19 protein-coding genes are annotated in these 20,854 nt (G+C 42.4%); 8 read left to right on the top strand and 11 right to left on the bottom strand.

From position 1 onward, the window contains the following. The first annotated feature begins 193 nt into the window (after positions 1-193). The gene (locus M1G14_RS01230) at positions 194-481 is read left to right on the top strand and encodes a hypothetical protein (RefSeq protein ID WP_229027490.1); all 288 of its coding nucleotides are present in this window, start codon (positions 194-196) and stop codon (positions 479-481) included. 192 nt (positions 482-673) lie between these two features. On the opposite strand, the gene M1G14_RS01225 is transcribed toward M1G14_RS01230, so the two are convergent. Further along, positions 674-1,930 carry an MFS transporter gene (locus tag M1G14_RS01225; RefSeq protein WP_239683039.1) on the bottom strand — a complete coding sequence of 419 codons (1,257 nt, stop codon included), beginning with the start codon at positions 1,928-1,930 and terminating at the stop codon, positions 674-676. Between the two features lie 710 nt (positions 1,931-2,640). Between M1G14_RS01225 and M1G14_RS01220 the strand changes: the two genes are divergently transcribed. The 4 genes from M1G14_RS01220 (at position 2,641) to M1G14_RS01205 (ending at position 6,516) form a co-directional block, all read left to right on the top strand. Beyond that, complete coding sequence (locus M1G14_RS01220; protein WP_049490614.1) at positions 2,641-3,261, top strand: tetratricopeptide repeat protein; 621 nt, start codon at positions 2,641-2,643, stop codon at positions 3,259-3,261. 248 nt (positions 3,262-3,509) lie between these two features. Further along, positions 3,510-3,740 carry a hypothetical protein gene (locus M1G14_RS01215; RefSeq protein ID WP_045759877.1) on the top strand — a complete coding sequence of 77 codons (231 nt, stop codon included), beginning with the start codon at positions 3,510-3,512 and terminating at the stop codon, positions 3,738-3,740. Between the two features lie 341 nt (positions 3,741-4,081). Next, on the top strand, positions 4,082-5,254 hold the full coding sequence (locus M1G14_RS01210; protein WP_049522751.1) for a hydroxymethylglutaryl-CoA synthase: 1,173 nt from the start codon (positions 4,082-4,084) through the stop codon (positions 5,252-5,254). Then, entirely contained in the window at positions 5,254-6,516 is a 1,263-nt protein-coding gene (locus M1G14_RS01205) for a hydroxymethylglutaryl-CoA reductase, degradative (RefSeq protein WP_049485596.1), read from the top strand. Before M1G14_RS01210 ends, M1G14_RS01205 begins: the two co-directional genes overlap by 1 nt. Before the next feature lie 48 nt (positions 6,517-6,564). Here M1G14_RS01205 and M1G14_RS01200 read toward each other — a convergent pair whose 3' ends face one another. The 9 genes from M1G14_RS01200 to M1G14_RS01160 form a co-directional block, all read right to left on the bottom strand. Beyond that, the gene (locus M1G14_RS01200) at positions 6,565-7,392 is read right to left on the bottom strand and encodes a PrsW family glutamic-type intramembrane protease (protein ID WP_247926148.1); all 828 of its coding nucleotides are present in this window, start codon (positions 7,390-7,392) and stop codon (positions 6,565-6,567) included. Continuing rightward, complete coding sequence (locus M1G14_RS01195) at positions 7,385-9,046, bottom strand: C69 family dipeptidase (protein WP_049522753.1); 1,662 nt, start codon at positions 9,044-9,046, stop codon at positions 7,385-7,387. The genes M1G14_RS01200 and M1G14_RS01195 overlap by 8 nt, the downstream gene beginning before the upstream one ends. A gap of 549 nt (positions 9,047-9,595) precedes the next feature. Further along, on the bottom strand, positions 9,596-10,600 hold the full coding sequence (gene fni, locus M1G14_RS01190; protein ID WP_049522754.1) for a type 2 isopentenyl-diphosphate Delta-isomerase: 1,005 nt from the start codon (positions 10,598-10,600) through the stop codon (positions 9,596-9,598). Then, positions 10,597-11,604 (bottom strand): phosphomevalonate kinase, encoded by a 1,008-nt coding sequence (locus M1G14_RS01185; RefSeq protein WP_049522755.1) that lies wholly within the window; start codon positions 11,602-11,604, stop codon positions 10,597-10,599. Before M1G14_RS01185 ends, fni begins: the two co-directional genes overlap by 4 nt. After that, complete coding sequence (gene mvaD / locus M1G14_RS01180; RefSeq protein WP_049522756.1) at positions 11,594-12,544, bottom strand: diphosphomevalonate decarboxylase; 951 nt, start codon at positions 12,542-12,544, stop codon at positions 11,594-11,596. Before mvaD ends, M1G14_RS01185 begins: the two co-directional genes overlap by 11 nt. Next, positions 12,526-13,404 (bottom strand): mevalonate kinase, encoded by an 879-nt coding sequence (gene mvk, locus M1G14_RS01175; RefSeq protein WP_247926166.1) that lies wholly within the window; start codon positions 13,402-13,404, stop codon positions 12,526-12,528. Before mvk ends, mvaD begins: the two co-directional genes overlap by 19 nt. A gap of 172 nt (positions 13,405-13,576) precedes the next feature. Continuing rightward, on the bottom strand, positions 13,577-14,518 hold the full coding sequence (locus M1G14_RS01170; RefSeq protein WP_037613944.1) for a serine hydrolase domain-containing protein: 942 nt from the start codon (positions 14,516-14,518) through the stop codon (positions 13,577-13,579). A 10-nt stretch (positions 14,519-14,528) separates the two neighbouring features. Then, entirely contained in the window at positions 14,529-15,296 is a 768-nt protein-coding gene (locus tag M1G14_RS01165) for a CppA N-terminal domain-containing protein (protein WP_024055030.1), read from the bottom strand. Positions 15,297-15,402: 106 nt separating this feature from the next. Further along, entirely contained in the window at positions 15,403-16,680 is a 1,278-nt protein-coding gene (locus tag M1G14_RS01160; protein ID WP_023919173.1) for an HdeD family acid-resistance protein, read from the bottom strand. Between the two features lie 101 nt (positions 16,681-16,781). Here M1G14_RS01160 and M1G14_RS01155 point away from each other — a divergent pair, with 101 nt between their 5' ends. The 3 genes from M1G14_RS01155 (at position 16,782) to M1G14_RS01145 (ending at position 20,316) form a co-directional block, all read left to right on the top strand. Then, positions 16,782-19,070: a Xaa-Pro dipeptidyl-peptidase gene (locus M1G14_RS01155; protein WP_049488257.1), complete on the top strand. Its 2,289-nt coding sequence runs from the start codon at positions 16,782-16,784 to the stop codon at positions 19,068-19,070. Positions 19,071-19,174: 104 nt separating this feature from the next. After that, positions 19,175-19,669, top strand: coding sequence for a DUF536 domain-containing protein (locus M1G14_RS01150; protein ID WP_003008835.1), 495 nt, complete (start codon positions 19,175-19,177; stop codon positions 19,667-19,669). Positions 19,670-19,722: 53 nt separating this feature from the next. Next, on the top strand, positions 19,723-20,316 hold the full coding sequence (locus M1G14_RS01145) for a 3'-5' exonuclease (RefSeq protein WP_013904187.1): 594 nt from the start codon (positions 19,723-19,725) through the stop codon (positions 20,314-20,316). 207 nt (positions 20,317-20,523) lie between these two features. On the opposite strand, the gene M1G14_RS01140 is transcribed toward M1G14_RS01145, so the two are convergent. Next, positions 20,524-20,823, bottom strand: coding sequence for a YbaB/EbfC family nucleoid-associated protein (locus tag M1G14_RS01140; RefSeq protein ID WP_003005613.1), 300 nt, complete (start codon positions 20,821-20,823; stop codon positions 20,524-20,526). Between the last annotated feature and the right edge of the window lie 31 nt (positions 20,824-20,854).

Raw genomic sequence — 20,854 nt, 5'->3', positions numbered from 1 at the left:
ATGCGACCAGTTTTCTGTACTCTACAGGAGGCTGGTCATTTATTTTTTATAACATGTTGTATATAAAAATTGAAACAATAGAAAAGATTAAGAGGATTAACAAGATAAAAATAATTATTTTTTTTCATTGTAGTTCTCCTTTATTTTTTGTATGATTATATCAGAATGTTTTTAAAAAATGAAAGGGTTTTCTATGGAAAATGATGTGTTTTTTGATTATTTTTTAAGATCACTTAGGTTTCATTTACGTGATAAGTGTAAGGATATTGGATTTATAGAGTTTTTCAAAGATGAAAATAATTGTTTTATTACTATAGAGGATTATGTTTTGGAATCTTTTGTAATATTGTCAAATATTTTGAGTCAGGAGAGGATTGTGTTTTCTTGTGGAATTATTTATAGTAAGGGGGTAGTTACTGGAGTAGAAGTATATATGAGTGTATTAGAGTTAGAAAAATTAAATAAATTGTTTAAAATATAGTTTTGAAGCATATTAAATTTTGTCGGACAATAACGAAGCGGTCCTACTAGTCATTTTGAAAGCTGGATGACTTATCTAAGCCACTCAGCTTTCAAAAAAAGTCCCATTGTTAGTCTAAGTTGTTAGTATTAAAAAAAAGACAAGGTTTTTTTATCCTTGTCTTTTCGTTTTAGTATTACTTAGGTTTCAATGTCAATAAGCGTGTTCTTTTTGTAGTATTCTATAGATTCGAGGTAACATTATCATGGTATAGATCAGGAGAGAAACACCTCCAAATATGAATATCAGACCTCCGTTTATGTCCTTTTGAAATAGATAAGTAAATACAATGGTACCTATCGGCATGATAGACGTATTTAGTGTGAACAAAGTACTCATTACTCTTCCTAAATAATTTGTTTCAATACTACTTTGAAGATAGGTCATGACGACAATATTTAGAATAACAAGAGTGAATGCGATAATTCCCATAAATAAACCGCCAACGGAAGAAATAATCACTTGGGTGTTAGTAGTTGCAAATGTAATACCCAAACCAATGATAGCGATAGTTAGAAGAAAAAGTGGAATGCGAATTCTATTAGAGAGAAGTGTGTTATTTTCTTTTTTGTCTGGCAGTAGTGACATCGACACACTGGCTAATAACATTCCAACTGCAGACATTGTTTCTAGGATACCTACTGTTGCATTGTCTAATAAGAGTTGCTCTTTGACTACAAATGGTACTCCAATGCTAATGGAAGTATAGAAAAAATTCAGTACAACACTAACAAGAATAATATATTTGACAATCTGATTTTCTTTTAAGAATTGGATAATTTCTTTGACCCCGTGTTGATGCTTTTCATTCTGTTTAATCTTAGCTTCTTGCTCTTCGTGTTCATAGAAGAATTTCATGGTAAGTAAGACACCTAAAGAAAGGATATTTGCAATGATTTCTATAAGAATAAAGCCTGAGAAGCCTAACCAATTATAAAGAATGACTCCAATAGCTGGGGAAAGCATGGTTGCGATAGCAATGGCGGTTTGTGTAACAGAGCTTAATCGTTGAATTTTTGTATCATTTACTAACTCGTGGATAGAGGCTGAATAACAAGTATCATTGATGTTAACTGTGACAGAGTGAAGTATGACAAACGGAATTACTAAATATAAGATAGTAGATGAATTCGTTAAAAAATAAAATGCATAAAACAGAAGAAAGATAATAAGTCTAAAAATAAAATTATAAATTAAGATCTTTTTATGACGGTATCGGTCTACTAAATTACCGATTGGAACCAAGAAAATCAAACTAACTAAAGGATAGATGATCATATTGATTCCAAAACTCATTGCCGATTTTGTTTGGTCCAGTAACATTAATCCTAAAGCAAAATTAAAAGCTTTTCCACTTAAAGAACTAATAAAACTACTAATAAAGTCTTTGATGATTTGTCTATTAGACATTTGATCACTTATTAAATTCTTAATATTAGCCCCCTCCATTCGTTTCAACATTACTTCGGTTATCTAATCCTATTCAATCAACCTGTGTTGTAAGGTAATTGGGATAGTAGATAGACCATAATTTTTATTAATTAAGATTTTACCAATTATACTAATAAAAGTATAATAAAAAATGTAAAAAATATTGTCTTTATGTTTACTAATTATATTTCTCTCTTGCTTTGACATTATCTAAATTGATAACTTCTTACGTACCTCTTCTAAAATAGGATATATTTTACAATCGTTAAAGGATTTCAAAATGAAACAGATTGTTTTATTTTGCTTTTTGTAGGTTTTAACTTCATTCTAGATGTTGATACTATTTATCATAACGCTTGACGTCGCTTTCAAACGGGAGTACAATAATATTGAGGACAAGATGGTTAATCTCTTTTATTTAGGAGGTGTCAGATATGCAAATCTATTTTGTTTATTCTATTTTCTATCTATTATCACGCGTAGTAGCACTTGTAGTTCTAGCTTATCTTATTAAGTTACTCATTGCTCGTTTAAAAAGAAACTAAGTAACATTTTGCCCAAATAGTAGTTATTTGGGCTTTTTGCTATACTTTAGCCTAGTGGATTAAATTTATAAAGATAGGATTTAGCATATTCTTATTGAGTGATTTTATTTTATGAAGGTTGTTTATAGGTAAAGGGGAAAATAGATGGTTTCTAAAATTGATGTGGCTTGGGACTTGTTTCTGGAGGGAAAAACATCAGAAGCTAAAAAGTTGGTTGAACAAGATTTTTCCATTGATACCTGTACAGATTTTAGCCTTTTAAATCTGATGGGGTATTTATTATTGGCAGAAAAAGACTATGCCTCGTGTACCCGTATCTTTGAGAAATACATTTTATTAGCTCAACAAAATGAAGACAAAGAACATGAACACATTGGATTACATCAATTAGCTATGATCTACAGAGATCAGGGTGATTTTCATAAGGCTTTAAAGCTCATTGAAGATGAAGAGAAGATAATTGAAGAGCATTTTCCCAATGATAATCTAAAGAAAGCTGTGAATAACTACGAACAAGGCTATTTGAGATTGAAATTAAACAATCTTGATGAAGCTCTTACATTCATGAATCTGTCACTGGAACAATCTTTAGAGACTGATGATGTGATTTCTCAGGCTTGTAGCTATAGAGGGTTAGGGGAAATTTATTTAGCCTTGGAAGATAAAGGATTAGCCAACACACATTTCAAACGAGCTATAGAACTTTTCGAAAGTGTTGGAGAGTTTGAAGGGATAAAGGAAATTGAGGAATTGATTAATCGATGATTTTGCATTTAGATTTTGTCATTAGTTTGCTTAAATAAAGTACATAATTGACATGATTAGCTCAAAAAATTTTTTTGTTACTAAAGTAATCGCTTCACTTATCTTAAAATAGTTTTTCTCCATTCAAACTAATGCAAAATAATATTCGTTTTTCAATTTCTCTAAGTGTTATCGCTTGCATTTTTACTTAAAAGGGATACAATGATAGTGAAAAAACAAATCCTTTAAAGGATGCGAGGTGCTGTATGATGATAAGCAAGTATATCAAGTATCTTCCTTGGATGATCCTAGGAACCCTCTCCTCCTATCTATTAGCGACTGATTATGCCCGCAATTCATTTGACTTGTTCTATCTGACCTTGAACTTTACGATTGTGTACATCGCTTTAATCGTCTTCTACGAAAAAGTTCTAAGAGACAAATGCAAAGAACTCTTCATACGAATCATGAGCAATCCTAAAAAAGATAAGCAAGGATAAGAGTTAAAGAGGCTGGGACAAAAGTCCTAGCCTTTCAATTGTTTTTGGATTATCGAGCAAGACGCAGTGGTTGAGTGGGCTCTACTACGCTGATTTCATCAGCTTTTACAGCCCTACTCAACTGTGCGGAGGTGGGACGGCGAAATCGAATTCTAACGAATTACCGATTTCTGTCCCACTCTCTTTTTATAGATTTTCTATTTTTTCTTTGAAACATTGCAAAATCGGTCCCAAGAATGATTTCCTTGCTGATCTAGCTTTTTCAAGGGAGTTTTACCCTTAAATATGGTAAAATAGTAACGAAATATACTAGTAGATATCAAATAAAAAAGAGGTTAAGAATGACAATTGGGATTGATAAGATTGGTTTTGCGACGAGCCCTTATGTCTTGCGTTTAGAAGATTTGGCCGCTGCTCGTGATACCGATCCCGAAAAACTGAGCAAGGGTCTTCTCTTAAAAGAACAAAGCGTGGCACCGATCACAGAAGACATCGTCACATTGGCTGCTACTGCAGCAGATGATATTTTAACAGACGAAGATAAAGAAGCGATCGACATGGTGATTCTTGCGACAGAATCTGGAATTGACCAGAGTAAGGCTGCTGCTGTGTTTGTCCATGGCTTACTAGACATCCAGCCTTTCGCCCGCTCTTTTGAGATGAAAGAAGCCTGCTATGCTGCGACTGCTGCCTTGGATTATGCTAAACTCCATGTTGAAAAATTCCCACAGAGTAAGGTTTTGGTCATTGCCAGTGACATTGCTAAATACGGAATTGGGACTCCTGGTGAACCAACACAAGGTGCCGGAGCGGTTGCCATGCTAATCAGCCAAAATCCTCGTATTCTATCTTTTAACGATGATAATGTTGCCCAAACACGCGATGTGATGGATTTTTGGCGTCCAAATTATGCGACAACTCCCTTTGTGAATGGGATTTATTCAACGCAACAATATCTAGATTCTCTGAAAACAACCTGGTCGGAATACCAGAAACAGACTGGCCTTGCTTTGACAGACTTTGCAGCTGTCTGCTTTCACTTGCCTTATCCGAAATTAGCTCTCAAGGGCTTGAAAAAAATCCTGGATAAGTCAGTATCAGAAGAGAAAAAAGATCAATTACAATACAACTTTGATCAATCGATTCTATACAGCCAACGTGTGGGAAATATCTACACTGGATCTCTTTTTCTAGGCTTGCTGTCACTACTGGAAAATGACCCCCAACTCAAAGCTGGGGACCGAATCGCCCTCTTTAGCTATGGAAGTGGAGCGGTTTCTGAGATCTTTAGTGCCAACCTTGTTCCTGGTTTTGAGCAACTCTTAGATCACAAACGCATGGAAAAACTGGACCAACGTACGGTTCTTAGTGTTGCTGACTACGAACGACTCTTTTATGAGGAAGTAGATCTAGATCCTAGTGGCAATCAAGTGTTTGAGCCTGCTACTCATCAAACTTTTGCTTTGACAGAGATCAAGGAACACCAACGCACTTACCAGAAAGTAGAAAAATAATGGCACGATTACCAGGTTTTGCAAAACTTTCTCCCACAGAACGCATAGAGGCCTTACTGAAGGAAGGCCTCTTAACTTGGGATGAAGCACAGATCTTAAAAGAACAAAAGGGACTTCCCCTTTCTATTGCAGATCAATTGACGGAAAATGTCTTGTCGACTTTTGACTTGCCTTTTAGCCTTGCTCCTTATTTCCTGATCAATGGTCGTGACTATGTCCTTCCCATGGTCACAGAAGAACCATCCGTGGTCGCGGCTGCCAGCTTTGCAGCCAAGCTCATCCAACGTTCAGGCGGCTTCACCACCCAGGTGCACCAACGCCAAATGATTGGTGAGATTGCTCTGACGGATGTTGAAGACGTAGAAGTTGCTAGCAGGCGCATCCTAGAAGACAAGGAAACCCTTCTTCAGCTGGCTAATGAAGCCTATCCTTCTATCGTTAAGCGTGGAGGTGGAGCGAGAGATCTTTGGGTCGAAAACAAGGGGGACTTTCTTATTGTCTACTTGGCGGTTGACCCTAAAGAAGCCATGGGGGCCAATATGCTCAACACGATGCTGGAAGCTCTGACCGATCGCATCCAGGAACTCTCTGGTGGTCAGGCCTTGATGGCAATTTTATCCAACTTGGCCACTCGCTCTTTGGTGAGTGCACGGTGTGCGATCGATTTTAAAGCACTGAGTCGAAATCCTGAGGAAGCCATTGAGATTGCCCACCGGATGGAGCTAGCTAGCCAACTGGCTCAAGCGGATCCTTACCGTGCAGCCACTCATAACAAGGGAATTTTTAACGGGATTGATGCCCTGGTCCTTGCTACAGGCAATGACTGGCGGGCCATCGAAGCAGGAGCCCATGCCTATGCCGCACAAAGCGGTCCATACAAGGGCTTAAGTCACTGGAAAAGTCAGCCAGAAGAGAAAAAACTCTATGGAGAGATTACCCTGCCAATGCCGGTTGCGACAAAAGGAGGCTCCATTGGCCTCAACCCAACGGTTCAAGTCAGCCACCGTTTGCTAGGAGAGCCTTCTGCTATTGAATTAGCCGGTATCATCGCTTCGCTCGGTTTGGCGCAGAATTTCGCGGCCCTCAAAGCCCTTGTCACCACAGGAATTCAAGCAGGACATATGAAACTCCAAGCACGCTCCCTAGCCCTTCTAGCAGGAGCTAAGGAAGAGGAAGTTCCCCGATTGGTCAGCCAACTCCTTGAAAACAAACCCTTCAATTTAGAAAAAGCACAAACACTCTTACAAGAATTGAGAAAATGAAAGAACTAAGACGCACGTCTTAGTTCTTTTGTGTTTGAAAAATTTGCCTTATTGTTTTAAAAATGGCAAATCGGGCTCTTTCTTGGTATAGAGCACCACTTCGATAAAGGTCCCTACTTGGACGGCAAAGAGCAGTCCGACGAGAAGATTAATCCGATGGTCTGTTTCATAAAACGGAGAATTCCATAAGAAGTGATTGGCTACTGTCGAGACAACACACCAGAGTCCAAAGAGTTTTTCCTTTTGCTGGGTCACTTGAGACAACAAGAGGAAGACACCAACGGATACAACCGCTGTATAGAGGGCGTGTGAAGCTAACCCACCAGAAATACGATTAATGGCCTCAGTAACGGCGGCTAATTGGCTCGTTTTTGTTTGGCGGGCAACGTACCCTAAGTCCTCAATGATTTGATAACCAAAGCCAGAGCCCAAGCCGGCAATTAGAATCGATTTTAGATCTTTTTTGCCAACCATCAAGACAACCCAAAAGGCAACTAGAGCCTTAAAGAATTCCTCTGAGAATGGGGCTGTCAAGGCATCGGTCCACTTGTTAAAGACAGTGGCATCCTTGATCACATGGCTATTCATAATATCGATCAAGCTATTACCTGAAAAGCTCAACCAGCCTGCTACGAAGGCACCCCCAAACATAGCAATCCATAAGAGATAGGTTGGGACAGACAACTGCTTGGCCAATCGTTTTGAAAAGAGATAGAGTGGGATAATAATAGCAGCTAAAACAGACAAGTTCAAGACCAAGTCTCTGCCTGCAGACTGGCTAAATTCTTGTTGAGAAAGATGACCGAGTTCAAACTCCAAGCCAATTCCTGCAAATAGTAGAAAGAGATAGATCGAGGCTCTTTGAATTTTAGTCATCTTGTTTTCCTTCCTTTTGTTTCTTTGAGCGAATTAGGTAGATCACAATTGCTAGAAGGGTTGCTCCGAACAAGCCTGCTGCTAAAATGTAATCATAGTCAAAATCAACGAGATCAATTTTCTCTTCATAAGCAGCATCTTCTTCGTCATCTAGATCTTGCAGAGCACTTTTTCCGTGTTCATCTGCTACCTTTTGTTCTGCTTCTTTTCTAATTGCTTGCAAGCGTTCAAAGGTTTTCTCAGCTCTCGCTATTCCTTCCTCTGTTGCCTTCTTACTCGCTTCTTCAGGCTGAGAAGCAAGGGCAATTTGTTCCTGATCACTCAGATCTTGTTCAACCATCCACTGAGATTCCAATCGTTCCATTTCAGTACGAATCGCCCCATCTTCGAATAAATCAGGATACTTGGCTACAAGGTCATTGATTCTTGAAATGGTCCAATACCAGGAGCGGTCATTGTAATGATCCCCTAATTCTTGGTAGGCTTGATAGGTGTTGAGAATATTGCCATAGTACGGTAGGTAAGGAGCATTCCGCGGACTGCCCATCGACAGCCACATGGTGCCTCCACCCGCACTTGCTGGGACCTCGTCTTTCAGTTGGAAAATATGGGCCTCCATGACATTTGGATTGGAGATGGGGTATTTATAAACGGCATCAAACTCTCCTTTTTTCGGGATGCCTTTTCCATCCAGCTCCATTTGATCCTGTGGTTTGTATTTGGTTCCTTCCAAACGATTGCGTTGGAGATTCATGGCATCGCGGAGAGTTAATTTCCGATCGGTTGTATGAAGAAGGTCAAAGGACGCATCATCATATTTAACAGGAGAGCTTGGGTCTAGAGATTTGATCCCCGACCAAACCCGCGAACGATCCGCTTCTTGCAAAGGCGGATTATAGGATTGAGAAACATGGAATTTTCCATCCACTTCCTTATAGCTATTGGCTTCTTTGGCGACTTTTTCAAGATCTTTTGAGGCAATCGTACGCTCTGTATCCGATAAATCAACATGGCCTAAGAAGAAAGTATTTGGAAAGACTGCAAAGCGATCTTCTGGGAAGAGAATGGCCGCATATTGGTGACCGGATAGGATTTCCATATACCAGACACCTTCTTTATCGGCAATGGTCACAATATTTCCTTCTGCAGCGCCTTTTTCTTCGACGATTTTAGCAATGAGTTCAACCCCTTCTCTTGCGGTTTTCACACTTGGGAGAACAATGCTGGTTAAGCCGGATTCTGCCAAACCATCCTTGACATAGGGATCCACTTTTTGGATCTTGTCATTTGCTGAAGCAGATACAGTCGCAGAAATGGAAACCCCATATTCATTGAATCCTGCTTCGTCAAAAATTCCCTGATCTGGGGTGACATCTGGGACTGCTGTATACTTATAGCTAATCTCTGGCAAGGGATATTGAAAACCGTTGGCGGCATCCTCAAAGATGGCACCTTTTTTATTGTAGACACGCTCTCTGACCACAAAATTTTTATTATGGTTGGGCTCTAAATCTTCGGTACGCCCTACCAAGGTCGAGCCGTCGGCCGTCAGTTTCTTCCCAATGATGAACCCCGTACAAGCCTCAACAGGTTGAGCAATCAACAAAAGCGGAAGCAAGGCTGCTACAGCTGAGCGAAAATAGTGCTTCTTCATCCTAAACTCCTTTTTAAAAATGTTTTTCCTTATTTAGTATACTCTTTTACGATCCTGTTTTGCAAGCGTTTCCAGCAACCGTAAACGATTCGTAAATTATCAGAATTTTTGAGGGGAAACACTTTTTCAAAAAAGAAAGGATTGGCTTTAAAAAGTCAATCATTAGAATATAGATAAACTATTTTAAAGTAAAATAAGTTAAGCGATTCTGCAAAGAAATAAAAATGCATTCCAATTTTTAAATCGATTCAAAAATACTGAAACTTTCCGCTGTGAGAAAAGTGCCTGAAACGTTTTTGTTTCAGGCACTCGGGAGTTTTGAAACCTTAGGTTCAAAACTAATTGAACACGGGCTACGGATTGTGTCAAAAAGATAAGTTCTCCTAGAATCGAAAGATTCTGCGTTAAACTTCCTATTTTGACTTTATCCGTAGATGCCCTTTGTATCTTAATTAGTCATGGAACTTCCTGGATTGCTGAAATCATCCACTGGATAATTTCACCTAACCTCCGTACTCACCTAAGGAAAGTTACTAAAATGATTTTTCTTCATTTTCTCTGTTGCTGAGCTTGCCATAATTTTCCATAGAGGAGATAGTCGACTTCTCTGAGCTCTTTCAGGTTCTGACAACCGAGCGCACAAAGGAGTAATTTAAGGTCTTCTTTCCATCCTTGGACAATAGCAATCACTTCTTCGATGCTCTTTGTCTCTACCATCTCAAGAAAAACGCGGGAAAGTCCTACGCCACGTGCTCCAAGGACCAAGGCCTTGACCATATCAAGGGGATGACGAATGCCCCCACTTGCTAGGACCTCAACCTGATCTATCTGATCCTGTAACTGTAAGAGACACTGCGCAGTTGATTGTCCCCAATCATCCAGATAAGCGCGATTGCCACCACGACGATTCTCAATATAGGCAAAGCTAGTGCCACCACGGCCAGAAATATCAACGGTTTTGATCCCAGCTTCTAGCGCTGCCTGAACTGTTTTGGGATCCATACCAAAGCCAACTTCCTTCAGGACTACAGGCACAGGAAAGCCCTGCCCATAGCTCTTGAGATGGTCTTTCCAAGTGTGGAAACTCCGCTCCCCTTCAGGCATGAGCAACTCTTGCATCAGATTCACATGGACTTGAAGAAAGAGGGGGTGTAGCTCTTCCACTGTTCGCAAGCCCAAATCTGGCTCTTTATCGATGCCAATGTTGGTTGCTAAAAGAAGATGAGGATGGTCTTTTTTGACCGCATACGATTGATCGCTCGGATCCTTCAGTGCCGCGCTGTAAGAGCCAGTCACAAAGAGAATCCCACAGGCTTCGGCTACCGCTGCCAACTTTTGATTGATCTCTTTAGCTCGTTTACTCCCACCTGTCATGGCATTGATATAAAAAGGGACCTCCCAATCACGCCCTGCGAAATGGGTTGTCAAATCAATCTCCGCTAGATCCACAAGGGGGAGGGATCGGTGAATCAGCTCGATCTCATCAAAGCTATTATAGGAGGAGCTTTGCTCCAAGGCATAGCGAATATGCTGGTCTTTTCGATTTTCGCTCACGAATCTCCCATCCTTTCTTGGTAAATGACTTCAATATTCTTTTCCTTCCAGCGGTCTATCAAGGTCTGAGTCTCAACTGGGTCAAAACTAAGGGCGATTCCACAGTCTCCTCCTCCAGCGCCACTAGATTTGGCACAAGCAGAAAGGCCCTCCGTCGCTTGCTGCAGGACTTTTAAAGCCGGGGTATAGATCAGATGGTTTAAGGATTTTAGGTTCTGATCTGCACGTTGGATACTGGCCTCTATCACCCTTTGGTTTCCTTCACGGAGGCCTTTTTCAAGAATCTTCACTGCAGTTTGACTCTCCTTGAGAAAGGCTTCCTTGATCGCCCCCTTGATCTGGCGGATCAAATCACTTGAAATCGCTGGTTCCTTGGTCCAACCAACCAGAAAATCATAAGAGACGGCTGGCTGGATCACTCGGATCTGGTAGTTCCAATCCAGGTCTAAAACTTGTGAGAGGGGCTGGGAAGTCAAGACTTCATGCAACCAAGCCCGATCAAAGGATTGGTAATAAATCAAGTCCTCGTAGGCAATACAAGCCAAATCGCCCATGGAACCATTGTCCCCTCTTTGTACCAAGACCACTGCTGCTAGTCGAAAGAGCAGATCTGGACTTAAGTCTAGTTCATACAGAGCAGCCATGGCCTTGATCACGAGCAAGACCACACTTCCGCTGGAACCAATCCCATACTTTTTCCCCTCTTCGCCCAACGTCCCTCTAAGGTGAAGATCAAACGGTTTAGGGGCTATTCCCTGATCTTTCAGCCACTCTTCCATGAGCCGAATGGTCTCTTGAATCAAGGCGTAGTCCTTATTTGGGGTCAAATCCACCTGGTAACCAAAGAGATCTGAGGCTAGCTGATAGCTTCTAGATTCTTGGATAGTAGCTGACAGATAAATGGGAATAAACTGAATCACGGCTCCATAGCCAGGCGTTAGCACTGCGTATTCTCCAGCTAGATAGAGCTTGCCTCCAGTCTGTACCTGATACTTAGTCTTCATCTTGAGGGTCCTTTGTCTTAGATACGATGGTCCGATAGCGGGCGTCAAATAAAGGCACCAGCTGATCCAAGTCTTCTTCTAAACAGAGAACCTTAACGTTTGGCCCTGCATCCATGGTGAAGTAACAAGCATGGCCTGCAGCTCGAAGCTCACGGACAAATTCCATAGCTTTGTGGCTTTCTTCTGTCAAGTAGCTAAAGGCTGGAGTGGCTGTTCTAGTCGTCGCATGCATAGCAAGGGCATTGCGCTCTGTCAGCTGACCGACCCGTTCAAAATCATTGCCAGCTAGATAGTCCAGCATGTCCTTGTAATCTTGTCGAGACTCTTCGATCCATTCTTTGAAATTAGTCGAGGTCTCCATGCAACGTTTCATCCCTTCCCGGCTGGAAACGGGCTTTTGCTTGTCATTGAGGACCAGCATGATCATAGCCAGTTTTAGGTCTGTTTTGACCTTATAAATTTCTCCACTTTCTTTGTCCCAAGCTGCTAAGGGTCCAAAGAAAGAACGTGAAGAAGAACCCGAAGCAAACTTGGCTTTTTGAGCTAATTCCTCCTGACTCAAGCCCAAATCATAGTACTGATTGCAAGCCTTGACGAGAGCAGAGAGGCCGCTTGAGCTAGAGGACAAACCGGCTGCAGTTGGCATGTTGTTGCTGGTATCCACCCGAACAAATCCTGCTTCATCTGCTGGCTTCAAGCTATCAATCACAGCTCCAATTTTGGCTTGCTCAGCTGGATTTTGGAATTCCCCATCGATGTAAAATTCATGCGCAGTCGCATCTGCTGGTAAGGGAGAGAGACTCGTCTCTGTATACATATTCTCTAAGGTCAACGAAATCGAACTGGTCGAAGGGACCATCTGTTTGGCATCTTCTTTTCCCCAGTATTTGATAATCGCGATATTGGCATAGGACTTAGCCTTTACAGGTTTTCGATCCATGTATAGTGCGCTCCTTCTTTTTCTAATGCATGGGCAATGGTTGCTGCTTCACGAGAATCCTTGACGAGGGCAATCACACAGCCTCCAAGGCCGCCTCCGCTCATTTTAGCACCTAAGGCCCCATTTTCAAGGGCAACGGCGACCAGGTGGTCTGCTTTTTCACAGCTGACCCCTACGGCTCTCAAGTGGTCATGACAAGTAGTCAGAGCCTGTCCTAGGCTCATTAGATCATTCATTTTTAGAGCCTCTTCCACCTGCTGGGTCAACTGACCAATCTCATGGAAATGGGATAAAACTTCCTGCCCTTTGGCTTCCACCTTTTGAATCGCCTCACGGGTATTGCCGTGAATTCCCGTATCCGCAATCACCAAGCTCGCTTTTATACCCAGCTCCAGTGGGTAAAAGCCGATATTCCGGATGAATTTAATGGCTTGATCGCTCAAACAAGTCTTGGCATCGAGCCCACTTGGATTCATATGGGCAATAGTTTCTGCTCGGTTGACCAGGATTTCTAAGGTCTCATCATCCAGCTCTTTCTGATAATAGTCAAAAACTGCACGAATAGCTGCGATACTGACCGCCGCAGAGGACCCCATCCCCCGTTTTTCCGGTACCATAGACTGAATCCGACAGCGAATCCGGGCCTCACGAATCCCGAGGTGCTCAAGAGACGCAAAAACCGCCATGGACAATGTGTCATCTTCAAACAAAATCCATGGACTGTCTGCCGGGATGATCTGGCAGATCACTTCGATATGATGGAGTGGCAGGGCAATAGCCGGATAACCATAAACCACCGCATGCTCTCCAATTAAGATAATTTTACTATGCGCCTTTCCGACGCCTATCTCTTTATGCATATTCATCTCGCTCTACTAAGGTCATTACTATTTTAATATAAATCAGCCAAAAAAGCGATGCTTTTGAAGGAAATCCAACCTAAGACGGAGTCCAAAAATGAATCACCCAGAAGAGCTCCTTCTTATGGACAGACAAGAAAAGGCCGGGATCCGTCATCCCAGCCATCCATTTCTATTTTTCACATTCTTGTTTGATCAAGTCCATCAAAGAGTTGCGGTCTAAGATCCATTGGGCCCGTTCGTCCTTCTCATAGGTCCGGTTAGACAAAAAGATCACAGCTTCCTGCCTCTTTCGATTGTACATGATGAAGGTTCCAGTATAGCCCGTATGATCCAACCAGTCACCCTCTAGATTCCATCCGAGAGCGCGGGTCTTGCCCTCTTCACGCGCAAAATTCTGAGACAAGTCACGCGCAAAATCATCCTTCAGATAATGCTCTAAGAAGCGCTCTAGATCAGCAACAGTTGAAAAAAGTCCAGCACTTCCCGCATGACAGCCCAATACTCTCGCTTTGGGATCATGAACACTTCCAGAAGCAAGGCCACGGACCGTTGGCACCGCCTTTTCGACCGGTCCAAACCGTGTCTCTGTCATCTTCCAAGGTGTAAAGATCAGCTCTTCAAATAAACGATCCAAGGGCTGGTGAAACCTGTCTTCTAACCAAAAGCCCAGCAGAAGAAAATTGACGTCGGTGTAATGAAAACTCTTGTCTTCTTTCAACTGCAAATTTTCAAGAGCTGTTTTCAACTGTCTCGCATCCAATTGATCCCGGTTGGGGATAAAAGGATCCAGCCCAGAAGTATGGGTCAAGAGTTCCCGGATGGTCGTCTTCTCATGAGCAAAACGCGGGTAAAACTCTTTAAAGGGACGATCGAGCGGAAGCTCCCCTTTCGCATACAAAAAAGCACAGATGGTAGCGACTCCGACGACCTTACTGACACTGGCCAAATCATAGACCAGGTCAGCCACTACTGACTCTCCTTTTTCAGGATCCGCTAGTCCCAGATAGTGCTCACTCCACTGACCCTTGCGGTAAAGCGCAAGAGAGGCACCTGGATAGATGCCTTCTTGGATTTGTTCGGTAATTTTTTCGATGATTGCATTCACGCTCATCACTCCATTCTTATTCTTCATAAGAAATATGGACCTGATCTTGATTGGCTTCAAACCAGAGTTCAATCTGGCTTGGATCCTTGGCAATCAAGAAAGTTCCCTTACGGTGCACAAAATCGACAGTTTCTCCCAAGCGTTCTTTCACGACTTCCACATCAAAAGATGCCAATTCGACCTTGATCATGCTCAAATCCCAAGTCACCTTGTTCTCCACTTGGAGATCTTCTCCTTGAGCTTCCTGCAAATGGATAAAGTGGGCCAAAGCTGGCAAGTTGCTATAGAACTTCTCAGCCTCAGCAAAATCGGCCACATTGACCTCAAGAAAGTCCACATCAAAGCTGGTCAAACCTTTGAAATCTTCTGGCACGTCAACAAGAGGCGCTTTCTCCAACGGTTCTAGGCTTTCAAGATTTTCTTCAGCATGCACGAAAATGGTATCTCCTTGAGGAGACACAACTTCAAAGGCGCGACCATTAGCTCCTTGGTAAAGGGCGCTTGTTTCTGGCTGGCGGGCCAACAAATAATCAATTTCTTGAGCTTGTGCCACTTTCACCACGATGCGACCCAATTTCTTTGGACCTTCGACCTTACGCGAACGCATACTCGGTGACTCTTCTAAGACAATTTTCTCTACTTTTGAGGCATCTCCTAAAGATAGGAGAGCTCCTTCTTCCACTAATACTTTCATTCCCAATGTCTCTTCATAAAAGCGTTGATTGACATTTCGGTTATTCACTTTCAAGACTGGGATCACTCTTACGATCTGATTTGCTGTCATACTTTCCTCCAAGCACTTTTTATTGTAAAAGATTTTCTGGCTTTTTACAAGAAATCTTGTGCAAAAAAGACAGATTTTTCAAAAATAAAAATCTGTCTTTCTTTTTTTAGTATACTGTTCGTGTATGGACCCGCCCGTTTGGAGCTTCAAATTCGTATTCTAAGTAATCCTGATAGGTCCCTGGTGCAATCACTCCACGCACATCTAATACAGCCGTTCCTGCCTGTCCCACAATGGAATCTGCTAACAGGCAGCAATTAGTAGACAGAACAAAGTAAGATTTAAAACGCGAAGAAGTAAATTTATATAGCTCAGCCCCTAAATCATATTTCAATTTGTAAGCGTAGGTCGGCTGACCGTCTTCCAGTAACCTCCTAGGTGGATCCCAAGGTTCTAACAACTGATCAATTTCAGCTAGACGCTTCTCTACTGCCTGATTCTCTTCTTCGGTAAGGGATAGGCTGTAGCCAAACAGCGTCTTTTGACTCTCTTTTTTACATAGTTCGATGTATGGTTCCTTATCCACTTTAAACAGTACGCCATCCCCAATCGTCCCAAATAGACGCTCTGAAAAGGGATCGTAACTTCCGTAAGAAATGACCTTCCCCTGATAACAAATATCTACATGCCCAATCGCTCCAAATAAGTTGCTGTCAGAAGTATGAACCAAAATTTCTAATTCCCTTGCCTCTTCTTCTTTTTTCACCAATCGATAAGGGCCTGTGTGTCCCGCCGAGCTCCCTTTTTGAAGAAACTGGTTAAACCGTTTTAACTCCTTAGCAGGGATAAAGGCTGCAAAGATAACCGGTAGGCTAATACGAAAGCGACGTTTTAACTCTTGGCCTTGTTGGTCTTTGTCAAATAAAATACCATCTCGAATATTAGAAATCCCCAACAAGACCAGATAAGCCCCCAAGAGGATAAATTGGAAGTGCCCATCTGAACCAGGTTCCAAGACAGTTGCTAGACCAAGCCCACCGTTTAAAAGCGCATCCCATAAATAGAGCCAGCCTCCTTTTACCCGATTGGCCTTATAAAGCCAAAATGTGATCCCATAGACAATGGCACTCCCCAACTGATATGCCCCTAAACAAATCACAACTAAGTTTACGGGCAGACTACTCAGTCGATTCAACCAGATCAACGCAAGTGAAAGAAAAATAAACCAAATAGAGTGGCTATAGGAAATAGACTTGCTACGTAACAAAAAGCGAAGAAGAAAGCTTCCTAGTCCATCAACTAAAAAGTAAATGGCTAATAGATCCAAGGAAAATTTGGTGAAACCAACGCCGTTTCGAAAAATGAGAATCCCAAAAATGACGGCAAGAACCCCAAACAATAAGGTCCGTCTTCTTGCAACTTGTTCAAAAGATATTTTTTTCAATATTCCTTCTCCTTATAGACGAAAGGTCTTTAGACAAATACTATTTTATCAAGTATAATATAAGAAGTAAAGAAAAAAGAAACTGATAAAAGGAGCAGTCTATGAAATACAATCAATATAGCTATCTATCTGTTGACCAAAAAGACATTCTTAAGGAACTAAAAGAAATTGGGTTTGACCTTCCCACCCACCTCCCAGAAAAAGAACTGTTTGAATGGTTTGTCCGCAAGGTTTACTTCACCTATAAAGATACAGATTATCCCCTCTCTAACCTAGTGGTGGATTCTAAAACAGACTTTTTAACGTATATCCAATCTGACTGCGAATGGTCTCCGAACATTTTTTACACAGTAGCCCTCCAATTACTCGGTTTCCGCTATTTTATTGATTTTGAAGATACGGATAGCTTCTTGAAAGAAGTCCAATTTCCGATTGAGTATGGAAACTTGGTAGAAAACCTCTATCACCTTCTCAATACTCGAACAGTAAAAGGAAATTTACTCATCGATCAGTTGGTCAGCGATGGCTTGATTCCTGAAGATAACCAGTATCACTATTTTAACGGCAAGAGCCTCGCAACCTTTACGAGCCATGATGCCATCCGCGAGGTCGTCTATGTGGAAAGTCGGGTCGATACCGACAAAGATGGTCTGCCAGACTTGGTCAAGGTCAGCATTATCCGTCCTCGCTATGAAGGCAAGATTCCAGCTGTTATGACCGCAAGTCCTTATCACCAAGGGACCAACGATAAGGCCAGCGACAAGGCCCTCTACAATATGAATGTCGACCTCGAGGTCAAAGAACCTCATACCATTCAAGTAGAAGTACCTCAATTAGAATTGGTGGATCCTGTCGGTTCAGCTGAGCTAGTCGATGAAGCTGAAGAAACTCTCACCCATATCAATTCCAGCTATACCCTCAACGACTACCTCCTTCCACGCGGCTACGCTAATCTCTACGTATCTGGAGTGGGGACAAAAGATTCGCAAGGCTTGATGACCAATGGAAATTACCAACAAATCGAAGCCTACAAGAACGTTATCGACTGGCTCAATGGCCGTTGCCGGGCCTTTACAGATCACACACGCAAACGCCAAGTCAAAGCTGATTGGTCTAATGGAAAGGTCGCAACCACCGGGATCTCTTACCTTGGAACCATGTCTAACGGCCTTGCGACCACAGGTGTGGACGGTCTTGAAGTCATCATTGCAGAGGCTGGGATCTCTTCTTGGTACAACTACTACCGCGAAAACGGCCTCGTGACAAGTCCTGGTGGCTATCCAGGTGAAGATTTCGATTCCCTTGCCGAATTGACCTACTCGCGCAACCTTCTAGGTGGAGACTATTTGCACCATAATGCAGCCCACCAAGCCGATCTAGACATCGTGAAAAAAGAGCTGGACCGCGCTTCTGGAGACTACAATCAATTCTGGCACGACCGCAATTATCTCTTACATGCTGATCAGGTGAAGGCTGAGGTGGTCTTCACTCATGGTTCGCAAGACTGGAACGTGAAACCTCTTCACGTCTTTAATATGTTCCAGGCTCTTCCAACAAGCATCAAGAAACACCTCTTCTATCACAATGGTGCCCATGTCTATCTCAACAACTGGCAATCCATTGACTTCCGCGAAAGCATGAACGCCCTCCTCTCTAAAAAATTGCTGGGCTACGATTCAAGCTATGAATTGCCTACTGTCATCTGGCAGGACAATACAGGAGAACAAAGTTGGACTTCCTTGGATGATTTTGGCAACCAAACAAATCAGCGGACCTTCTCCCTGGGAGACGACGAAAAAGTCATCCAAAACCGCTACGAGACAAAAGATTACGAGCGCTATGGCAAGGCTTATCCGACCTTCTTAACGGACCTCTACCAGGATAAGGCGCAACAGGTGACCATTGATCTTCCAATCGAAGAAGACCTACACCTCAATGGGAAAGCTCGCCTTCACCTGCGACTTTACTCCAGCACCAATAAAGGCCTGCTTTCAGCCCAACTCTTAGAGCTTGGAAGCAAGAAATACCTCCAACCCTATCCTGCTGTCTTGTCGGTCCGTACGCTGGATAACGGTCGCTACCATATGCTAGACAATTTGACTGAGTTGCCTTTCAAAGAAGCTGGCCAACGAGTCATTTCTAAAGGTTATCTCAACCTCCAAAATCGTCATGACCTCTTAGAGGTTGAGGCTGTGACGCCAGGCGAGTGGATGGAATTTGACTTTGATCTTCAACCAACCATCTACAAGCTCGAAAAAGGAGCGACCCTTCGCCTGGTCCTTTACACAACGGACTTTGAAATCACTGTGCGCGATCAAACCGATTACCAACTGACCATTGATTTAGCACAATCCAGCCTCCATCTTCCTGAAATGACAGAGACCCGCTAATCGTGGTCTCAAGGCTTGCCCTTACTCGGCTTCATTTGACAGCTTAGCCTACTTATGTTACTATCTAATAGAGTATTTCATAGAAAAAGATATTAGAGGAAGTTATGGCGATTGAAAAAACTGTCAGCGAAATTGCTGAAATTTTAGGAGTCAGCCGCCAGGCGGTCAATAACCGTGTCAAGGCGCTGGCTCCAGAAGATACCCAAAAAAATGAAAAAGGGGTTACCGTTGTAACCCGTAGTGGCTTGATCAAGCTCGAAGAAATCTACAAAAAAACTATTTTTGAAGATGAGCCAGTCAGCGATGATGTAAAGCAACGCGAATTGATGGAAATTTTGGTAGATGAAAAAAATGCTGAAATCGTCCGTCTCTACGAGCAACTCAAAGCCAAAGACGAGCAACTCGCTAAGAAAGATGAACAGTTGCGCGTGAAAGACGTTCAAATTGCTGAAAAAGACAAGCAATTGGACCAACAACAACAATTGACTTTACAAGCAATGAACGACCGCGATACCTTGAAACTTGAACTCGAACAAGCCAACGAAAAAGTTCAAGAGCAAGAAAGCAAAGGTTTCTGGGCACGCGTTTTCCGTCGATAATCCGGGGCTGGATCCTACCAGTCCCTTTTCTTTTCTACCACAGGAGATTTCCCATGAAAGCATTAGAAGATTATATCGCCTTCGATCTCGAATTTAACCAATACGAAGGGGCCTATCAGATTATCCAGGTGTCTGCCGTGCGTTTTACGGACGGTAAAGAAGTCGATCACTACGACTCCTACGTCTACACCGATAAGCCCCTAAAAAGCTTTATTAACGGCTTGACTGGCATTACCCAGGACAAGATCCAAAATGCCCCTCAACTCGAGCAGGTCCTCAGTGAATTCAAGGCCTTTGTAGGAGACCGGCCCTTGATCGGATACAATGCCAAAAAGAGCGACCTACCCATCCTACTTGAAAATGGCTTGGATCTAGAAGACCAGTACGCTGTCGATGTCTTTGACGAGGCTTTCGAACGTCGTCCATCTGACCTCCACGGCATTAAAAATCTCCAACTCCACACCGTTGCAGAATTTTTGGGGGTAGCAGGAAAATCACACGATAGCTTAGAAGACGCCCGCATGACAGCTCTTGTCTACGAACAATTCCTCGAATTTGATCAAGGCCGCACCCTCCTTGAAGAACAAGAGAACTTCTCCACCAACCCCTTCGGAGGCTTGGACTTATCCGGATTTTTTGATGAATAAAAAGAGAGAGTGGGACAGAAATCGGTAATTCGTTAGAATTCGATTTCGTCGTCCCACCTCCGCACAGTTGAGTAGGGCTGTAAAAGCTGAAGAAATCAGCGTAGTAGAGCCCACTCAACCACTGCGTCTGGCTCAACAATCCAAAAACAATTAAGAGGCTAGGACTTTTGTCCCAGCCTCTTTTGAATTAATGAAAACTTCTTTAGCTTAAAATGGTAATTTCCCTGCGAAAGCACCGAGTTTTTTCTTGGTTGCCGCATCAATTTCTTCAATGGCAGCATTGATGGCTTGCACCGTCATATCAGAAAGAGTTTCTGTATCTTCTGGGTCGACCACTGCAGCATTGAAATCGATGGAAACAACCTTCTTATCACCTGTAAGAGTTGCAACAACCAAGTCTTGAGCAGATTTCCCTACAAATTGAGTTGCGGCTAATTCTGCTTGGCTTTGCTCCATTTGCTTTTGCAATTTTTGAGCTTGCTTCATCATATTTTGCATATTCATCATAAAATTTTCTAGATTCCTTTCGTATCAAGGG

The organism is Streptococcus parasanguinis (genome assembly GCF_023109675.1).
GTDB classification, from domain to species: domain Bacteria; phylum Bacillota; class Bacilli; order Lactobacillales; family Streptococcaceae; genus Streptococcus; species Streptococcus parasanguinis_I.
This window is presented reverse-complemented; position numbering and strand designations above follow the sequence as displayed.

Coding starts and splice junctions, on each gene's coding strand:
- mvaD (WP_049522756.1), bottom strand. CDS start 12,544: ATGGATCGAAAACCTGTAAAGGCTAAGTCCTATGCCAATATCGCGATT.
- M1G14_RS01145 (WP_013904187.1), top strand. CDS start 19,723: ATGAAAGCATTAGAAGATTATATCGCCTTCGATCTCGAATTTAACCAA.
- M1G14_RS01170 (WP_037613944.1), bottom strand. CDS start 14,518: ATGAGCGTGAATGCAATCATCGAAAAAATTACCGAACAAATCCAAGAA.
- M1G14_RS01225 (WP_239683039.1), bottom strand. CDS start 1,930: ATGTCTAATAGACAAATCATCAAAGACTTTATTAGTAGTTTTATTAGT.
- mvk (WP_247926166.1), bottom strand. CDS start 13,404: ATGCATAAAGAGATAGGCGTCGGAAAGGCGCATAGTAAAATTATCTTA.
- M1G14_RS01195 (WP_049522753.1), bottom strand. CDS start 9,046: ATGAAGAAGCACTATTTTCGCTCAGCTGTAGCAGCCTTGCTTCCGCTT.
- M1G14_RS01150 (WP_003008835.1), top strand. CDS start 19,175: ATGGCGATTGAAAAAACTGTCAGCGAAATTGCTGAAATTTTAGGAGTC.
- M1G14_RS01165 (WP_024055030.1), bottom strand. CDS start 15,296: ATGACAGCAAATCAGATCGTAAGAGTGATCCCAGTCTTGAAAGTGAAT.
- M1G14_RS01205 (WP_049485596.1), top strand. CDS start 5,254: ATGGCACGATTACCAGGTTTTGCAAAACTTTCTCCCACAGAACGCATA.
- M1G14_RS01215 (WP_045759877.1), top strand. CDS start 3,510: ATGATAAGCAAGTATATCAAGTATCTTCCTTGGATGATCCTAGGAACC.
- M1G14_RS01200 (WP_247926148.1), bottom strand. CDS start 7,392: ATGACTAAAATTCAAAGAGCCTCGATCTATCTCTTTCTACTATTTGCA.
- M1G14_RS01155 (WP_049488257.1), top strand. CDS start 16,782: ATGAAATACAATCAATATAGCTATCTATCTGTTGACCAAAAAGACATT.
- M1G14_RS01210 (WP_049522751.1), top strand. CDS start 4,082: ATGACAATTGGGATTGATAAGATTGGTTTTGCGACGAGCCCTTATGTC.
- M1G14_RS01220 (WP_049490614.1), top strand. CDS start 2,641: ATGGTTTCTAAAATTGATGTGGCTTGGGACTTGTTTCTGGAGGGAAAA.
- M1G14_RS01185 (WP_049522755.1), bottom strand. CDS start 11,604: ATGAAGACTAAGTATCAGGTACAGACTGGAGGCAAGCTCTATCTAGCT.
- M1G14_RS01230 (WP_229027490.1), top strand. CDS start 194: ATGGAAAATGATGTGTTTTTTGATTATTTTTTAAGATCACTTAGGTTT.
- M1G14_RS01140 (WP_003005613.1), bottom strand. CDS start 20,823: ATGATGAATATGCAAAATATGATGAAGCAAGCTCAAAAATTGCAAAAG.